Annotated in this window: 4 protein-coding genes; 3 read left to right on the top strand and 1 reads right to left on the bottom strand. The window is 64.4% G+C overall.

From position 1 onward, the window contains the following. On the top strand, positions 1-516 hold a 516-nt coding region (locus Q4E95_RS11980), incomplete at its 5' end, for a hypothetical protein (RefSeq protein WP_303383523.1). Between the two features lie 440 nt (positions 517-956). Here Q4E95_RS11980 and Q4E95_RS11975 read toward each other — a convergent pair. Continuing rightward, positions 957-1,286, bottom strand: a complete 330-nt coding sequence (locus Q4E95_RS11975; RefSeq protein WP_303383522.1) for a hypothetical protein — start codon at positions 1,284-1,286, stop codon at positions 957-959. A 256-nt stretch (positions 1,287-1,542) separates the two neighbouring features. Between Q4E95_RS11975 and Q4E95_RS13930 the strand changes: the two genes are divergently transcribed. After that, positions 1,543-1,824 (top strand): ribbon-helix-helix protein, CopG family, encoded by a 282-nt coding sequence (locus tag Q4E95_RS13930; RefSeq protein WP_368660331.1) that lies wholly within the window; start codon positions 1,543-1,545, stop codon positions 1,822-1,824. Positions 1,825-3,191: 1,367 nt separating this feature from the next. Further along, positions 3,192-3,410, top strand: a complete 219-nt coding sequence (locus Q4E95_RS11970; RefSeq protein WP_303383521.1) for a hypothetical protein — start codon at positions 3,192-3,194, stop codon at positions 3,408-3,410. Positions 3,411-3,532: the final 122 nt, after the last annotated feature.

Here is a 3,532-nt window from a genome sequence, read left to right as displayed (position 1 = left end):
CACGACATCCGGGTGGTGCAGCGTCCAGGCAACCTGGCCGACCTGAGTGCGTCGCCGGTGGAGCTGCGCATCGATGATGCCCCCGGTGTGGCGGTGGAAGTCACCCGGGCGACGTCGTTGAATCCGAGTGTGGGGATGATCCAACGGCTGGAGAACCAGGTGCGGGCACTGCCGGAGGAAGTCACCAAGCGCGAAGCTCGACTGGCCTCCGCCCGGCAGGAAGTCGTCGACGCCCGTGAGGCGCTGAAGGTTCCCTTCAAGCACCAGGACGCACTGGAGGCCGCCCGGTGGGAGGTCGAACGGATCGGGCGCGCGATGCGCGGAGAAGAGACGCCGCAACCGACTTTGGATCCGGAGCTGGAGGCGTTGAAGAAACGGATGCGCATCAACTTCCCCGACGCCCCTGCCGCGGGTCGCAGCAGTGCCAGCAGTGGTGGAAACGGCTCCGGGCGTCCGCTCGAGGTGGCGCGGCGGCACGACGAGCAGCGTCCCCAGCAAGGCGGCTTGGAGCTGTAAATCCTCGCTCTGCTTGGTCTGTTCAGACGGACGGTGCCCGCTCCCCACTGGGGGAGCGGGCACCGTTGTTGCGTGGTGACCACGTGTGCGGGAAGCCGTCCACAGTCGGCGGGAACGGAAGGGTCACGGGCGGGCGTGAGGTGACCTGCCGGCTGTGGTCGGGTGGTCAGATGGGGTCCCCGCTGTCCATATGGGTGCGGGAAAAGCCGCGGAGCGAGAGAGCTTTTGCCGTGCCCATGTGGGCACGGGGCCAGGAACTCAGCCGCGGTTGCCCAACTCGCGGTCCGCTCGAATCTGGCGTGCTTCGCGCCAGATGACGAGCAGCGAGACCACCAGAAGCAGACCGGAGAACAATCCGATTTTTGAGCCTCTGGCCATCAAGATGATGGAAACGAGCAGAAGCACGCCGTAGCAGGTAGCAAGAACCCAGCGGCTGGCCGTCACTGCTCCGGCTCGGTGTCGCCGCCGTTCTGCGCGGACGGGGAGTGCGCGCCCGAGGTGGTCTGGGCGGTCTTCCGTCGGCGCTGTACGCGCTGCACCTTGTCCGGTGCAGCAAGTCCGATCTTGCGCAGTTCCTCGGCGCTCCAGCCGCCGTTGTTCACAGCGGCCTGAAACGCGGCGGTGTCGTTTTTCTCGGCCTCCTTGAGAGCCTCACGGGCCTCATCGAGGGCGCCGCGAGCAGTGATCGCCCGCCGCACGTAGTCCATCCGATCGTTGAGCAGCCGCTGCGCGGCTTCCTCTGCCTGCTGGGGGTCGGTGAGCTTCGCCATGCCCCAAGGTTAACGGACGCACACCGTGCGTTCCACTGTCCACGGGCGCTGAGCCGGCGCTTCGCACCCGTGGTGCCCCGGCGGAGGCAAGTTATGTTTTATGTGCCATAAACTCTCTGACCCGGCTCCCAGGGGGCTCCTGGCGGTCGTGGCGCTGCGCTGTGCAGGGGTATCACCAGTGATACCCCTAACGTTGTAAACATTGTTTACATTGGTGCTTAGGGGGTACAGCTGTACCCCCTAACGTTCTTAGGAGGTGGTCGGTGTGGCGACTGAACGTCAGCGTTCGCATCCGTCGGGTCAGGTGGTTTCGGTGCGATTGGACCCGGATCTGATACGACGTCTGGACGCGCTCTCAGCCCTGACGGGACGAAGTCGGGGGGTGTACCTACGGATGGCGGTGCGCTCGATACTGCCCGCGCTCGAGCAACAGCACTGGCACGAAGTAGCAGCTGATTTTGAGTCCACGATATTCGAGAATGAGTTCGCCCAGATCATGAGCCGATCACTGGGAACACCACCACCGGATGCCCCGTAATCAGCGCACATGGGTCTAACTTTGCAACGAATGTCTCACCCCCTCGGGCAGAAGTGGCAACTTTATTCGCGATGTACTAAGACCCGATGGTGACACCATTCTCGCGACGCCTTGCGACCGCGACGACATCCTGGCGGAACTCTCTGGGATAGGGACCGGGCAGGATGACATCCTCCCCGCCAGCGCCCTCCGGCACTAACAATCAGTCGTCGGCGGTTCGTTCCTCACGCCCAAGAGGTGGGCAATGAGTGCGGGTGTAGGAATCGAGATACCGGTCATGCGCCAACTCAGAGGGGCTCCGACACTCACGGGTAATACCCGGATTCGGAGCGTGTCTCTGTCATGGAATCAGTATAGACAGCCAGTAGAAACCTCACGAACAAGCACGCGGTAGTCAACATCCCCCACGTTTACCAACCAAAAACCGCGAGAATCCGCAGTGAAACACGGTGGTCCCAACACGCCGCCCGTTCGCCAGCCCAGGACTCGCGCTCTCTCTGTTCGTACCGTGCGGGTATCCCTGCGCTGCGCGGCCCTCCAGCAACGTCCCGTCGCACCCCTCGTTGTCGTTCGTTCCTCACTGGTGGGGTGCGTCGTGCCGTTGCGTTCCGGTCCGCTTCGCTTCGGGTGCCCCGTGCGGTACTCACGTTTTGCGTTCGGGTCGTCCTGGCCGTCCCGGCCCTCGGCTTCGCCTCGGGTCCGTGCCGGGGGCGCTTCGCGCCCGGGCGGCTCCGCCGCCGGACCCGTGCCGGGGTCCGCGGCGCAGCCGCTACGGCCCCGGAGCGCCGGAGGCGCTTGCGGCGGCAGCCGCCTGGCCGGAGGCCAGCCCCACCGGGACGGGGGCGCTCCGCGCCCCCGTCCCGGTGGGCGTATCGGATTCGGTGGGTTCCCCGCAGACCAACACAACCGCGGGCATGGTTGGCCTGGGGGACGCTGGCCGCTCGGGCCGTCCCCGATCCGTCATCGAAACGGTGCCGCCACGCCGGGGCGTCACCGCACCGAACCCAGCACGGGCCGGAACGGCCCACGGCGGCGGAGCCGCCCGAACCCGCGCCGTTGCCGGAACGGGCTTCACTCCGAACGCATTCTGTCCCAGGCCCAGCCTCATCCGGGTCGTAGACGGCGTCTCCCGAGACGTCGCCGAAGACAAAGTTTTCCGCGTCTACGACTTCACCTGGCGATGGGTCAGACGCGATGGTCACCATAGCGAGCCCACTGGTCAGCGTCAGGTTGTCATGTAGCTCAAAAAGCACAATGGGCAGTGAGACGTCATCGACCATGAGCCCCGTGACATGGATAGCAGCAGGTAAGTCGACACGCTGTCGAAGTTCCTAGCGCTAGTACAAGCAATGTGAGAGGGTGAGTGTATGACGAAGTACACACCGCCCAAGCTGCTCGGGAAGCGAGTGGCGTTCAGCATGCGCATTTTGCCTGAGCAGCACCGCCGTGCGGCGGAGAAGGCGGCCGCTCTAGGCCTGTCCCAGGCGGATTATGTCGGCGCTCTAATTGACCGTGACTTCGGATTGCCGAACGTTCTTGACGACCGGCAAAACGTTGAGGAGCTTCCCATCACCCAAACCGCTTAAATGACTGACGGCCCGCCGTAGAGGGCGGGCCGTCGAAGTCATACGGCTGTCGCAAGTTTGGCGACTAGACAGCCGTTTCAACAGCTAACTGAATCGGAACCTGTCATGAATCCAATATCAGG

Source organism: Kocuria sp., assembly GCF_030536815.1.
GTDB lineage: Bacteria > Actinomycetota > Actinomycetes > Actinomycetales > Micrococcaceae > Kocuria > Kocuria gwangalliensis.
This window is presented reverse-complemented; position numbering and strand designations above follow the sequence as displayed.